Source organism: Chryseobacterium sp. VD8 (assembly GCF_037149975.1).
GTDB lineage: Bacteria > Bacteroidota > Bacteroidia > Flavobacteriales > Weeksellaceae > Chryseobacterium > Chryseobacterium indicum.
In genome coordinates, this window is sequence record NZ_JBBCQL010000331.1 from 1 (window position 1) to 3,381 (window position 3,381).

Here is a 3,381-nt window from a genome sequence, read left to right on the forward strand (position 1 = left end):
CTGAAAATCTTCCTTCCATTGCTTTTACAGGAGGTTATGTGGCGGCAGACATTCCTAAGTTTTTAACAATTTACAATGCCGTAAATGTTGGCGTAGGAATTTCTTACAATTTATCAAATCTCTGGAAAGAAAACTCTTCGCTTAAGCAGTCAAAAGCAAAAGAAATGCAGCTGGCTGCAACCAATGAATTGCTAAACGACAACATCAAACTTGATGTAAACAGAGAATACCAGAACACAGATTATTCTAAAAAGAGAATTGCTGTTTTCGAAAAATCTGCAGAACAGGCTAACGAAAATTACAGAATTACAAAAAATAAATATGATAATGGTCTGGCTACAATGACGGAGCTTCTGGATGCAGATGCAGCACAGATTTCTGCGAATGTAGGGGTAATCAATGCCAAAGCAGATGCCGTTTTAGCCTACAGAAAACTATTGCAGACTACCGGAACTTTAACAAATAAATAAAATTAAGAACTATACCCACAATGGAAAATAATACTACACAAACGACTGAACCAAAAAAGAAAAAAAGTTTAGTTTTCCCTATCATATTAGCCGTAGTTTTAATCGGAGGAGGAATCTACGGTTACAGAACCTATTCTTACGGGCAGGTTCATGAAGAAACAGACGATGCACAGATTGCATCCAATATGGCTCCCGTAATTTCTAAAATTTCAGGATACGTAACGGAAGTAAAAGTAAAGGATAACCAGTTTGTAAAAAAAGGGGACACTTTGGTTATATTGGACAGCAGAGACCAGAAAATGGCTTTACAGCAGGCAGAAGCAGCTTTGGCAACAGCAAAAAGCAGCATCTCTAATGCGCAGGCTTCCACAACGGCAACTTCAAAAAATATAAATTCTTCTGAAGCAGCAGTTACAACAGCCAATGCACAGATTGAAGCCGCAAAAGTAAACGTTTGGAAAACTTCTCAGGATTTAAAAAGATATGCCAATCTTGTGAAAGATCATTCCATTACAGAACAGCAGTATGAGCAGGCGTTGGCAGCAAAACAGTCTGCAGATAAGCAGCTTCAGGTTTTAATCGATCAGAGAAACCAGATTGCACAACAAACGAATATTGCTTCTTCTCAGACAGCAGCAAGCTCTCAGCAGATCGGGGTGGCAAATTCCGTTGCAAAACAGAGAGAAGTGGATGTGGAAAATGCAAGACTGAATTTATCTTACACGGTAATTGTAGCACCGGAAGACGGATATGTTGGAAAAGTGCCGATTCAGGCAGGACAGTATTTGCAGGCAGGTTCGCAATTGTTTGCTTTGGTTAAAAATGACCAGAAATGGGTGATTGCCAACTTCAAAGAAACTCAGATTGATAAAATGGTGGAAGGACAAAAAGTAAAAATTGAGATTGATGCTTTCCCGGACAGAGAATTTGACGGTGTGGTAAGTTCTTTCTCTCCTGCAACCGGAGCTACGTTCTCTATACTTCCTCCGGATAATGCGAGTGGTAACTTCGTAAAAGTAGTGCAGAGACTTCCTGTAAAAATCGATTTTGTAAATCTTGATAAAGAGGTTTCTAAAAGACTAAGAACAGGGATGAATGTAAAAGCAGAAGTTTCTTTAAAATAAAATATAAAAACAAGTGAATTGTCAGCAATGCAGAAGCAGATCGGTTATGAGATGTAAATGAAGTAGTAAATTGACAATGAAAGATTGATAACTGCAATTCACTTTTTTCAAAAATATATATGATTATCTGTAATTTGTCATAATTGAAAAATCTTTGAGTTCTTTGCTGAGTGAATAGTTTATGCTGAGCTTGTCGAAGTAGCTTTGCGAACTTAAAAACAGTTAGTTTTTAAAAGAATCTTAGTGATCTTTGCGTTAAAAAGCAGTATAATTAATAACGGATTATCAAAAAAATATATAAGTGAATTGTCAATTTTTGAAGGAGAAGTCATTTTTTAATGAAATGAAATGAATTTGAAGATTGGCGATGAGGTCGATGCCGGATCAATGAAGCTGAGATCAGCGAAAGATGTGGAAATGATGAAGTTGATCCATGAAGAAGGTTCCGGTGTAAATGCAGAAAGATCAGGAAGAGGAAACAGGAAATGAAGAAGATTGATGAAGCAGTTACCGGATATGAAGAAGAATTTGATGATGAAATAATGAGGCAGAACAATGGCGCAGAATTGCGGTTTAATGAAGACAGATCATGCAGGGAACAATGCAGAAGGAAAAATCAGACAATGAAGAGGATGATTATTGACAATTCACTTTTTTAAAATTGAGAAATTTAGAGATTTGGAAATGCTTTGATGAAATTTTAATCAGCTAAATTTTTCTTAAACCTCATCCCCGTGATGAGAGAACAAAGTTGGTTCGTAAAAACTTGTTCATATTTCCGAATCTCAAATCTCTTGATTTTTAATACAACACTAAAAAAACTATGCAAGATTCATTAGTAGAATACGGAGCCCGAAGAGTAATCATTACGATTACGGCAATTCTTTGTGCTTTGCTTGAAATAGTGGATTCCACGATTGTAAACGTTGCCCTGAATGAAATGAAAGGGAATCTTGGAGCCACACTATCCGAAGTAGGATGGGTAATCACCGCATACGCCATCGGAAACGTAATTATTGTTCCGATGACGAGCTGGCTTTCCCAGCAGTTCGGGCGAAGAAACTATTTCGCGGCTTCCATCATTATATTTACCGTTTTCTCCTTTTTATGCGGAAATGCGACCAACATCTGGGAGCTTGTATTTTTCCGTCTTATGCAGGGAATCGGTGGGGGAGCGCTTCTGGTAACTTCACAAACCATCATCACGGAATCTTATCCGCTTGAAAAAAGAAGTATGGCACAGGCAATTTACGGACTTGGTGTAATTATCGGTCCTACATTGGGTCCGCCGTTGGGAGGATATATTGTGGATAATTTCAGCTGGCCTTACATTTTCTACATCAATATTCCGATCGGAATTGCGGCGACCTTAATGACGCTTCAGTTTGTAAGAAGTCCGAAGTATGCCGAAAAACGTAAAGTTTCGGATGTAGACTGGATTGGAATTGCATTATTGGCAATTACCGTAGGTTCCCTACAGTTTATTCTGGAAAGAGGTCATGAAGAAGACTGGTTTGCCAGCGGAATGATCGTTTTCTTTACCGTAGCTGCCGTTTTAGGATTTATCCTTTTCCTCTGGAGAGAGCTTACCTTTAAATATCCGATTGTAGAACTGCGTGTTCTGAAAAACGGAAACTTAAGAATCGGAACCGTGATGTCCTTCGTTTTAGGATTTGGTTTGTACGGCTCAACGTTTATCGTTCCTTTATATACCCAGAGTATTCTGGGATGGACGGCGCTTCAGTCGGGTGCTTTAATGATTCCGGCGGCCTTAACGACGGCTTTCA

The 3,381-nt window shown here is 38.6% G+C and carries 5 protein-coding genes; all 5 read left to right on the forward strand.

Going from position 1 to position 3,381, the window contains the following annotated elements; genetic code table 11:
* Window positions 1–470 (forward strand): TolC family protein (locus WFK35_RS21545; RefSeq protein WP_336734591.1); only part of this gene is annotated, 470 nt, incomplete at its 5' end.
* 20 nt (window positions 471–490) lie between these two features.
* Entirely contained in the window at window positions 491–1,594 is a 1,104-nt protein-coding gene (locus WFK35_RS21550; protein WP_336734592.1) for an HlyD family secretion protein, read from the forward strand.
* 348 nt (window positions 1,595–1,942) lie between these two features.
* Window positions 1,943–2,083, forward strand: a complete 141-nt coding sequence (locus WFK35_RS21555) for a hypothetical protein (RefSeq protein ID WP_336734594.1) — start codon at window positions 1,943–1,945, stop codon at window positions 2,081–2,083.
* Entirely contained in the window at window positions 2,080–2,253 is a 174-nt protein-coding gene (locus WFK35_RS21560; protein ID WP_336734595.1) for a hypothetical protein, read from the forward strand. Before WFK35_RS21555 ends, WFK35_RS21560 begins: the two co-directional genes overlap by 4 nt.
* Before the next feature lie 164 nt (window positions 2,254–2,417).
* On the forward strand, window positions 2,418–3,381 hold a 964-nt coding region (locus WFK35_RS21565), incomplete at its 3' end, for a DHA2 family efflux MFS transporter permease subunit (RefSeq protein ID WP_336734597.1).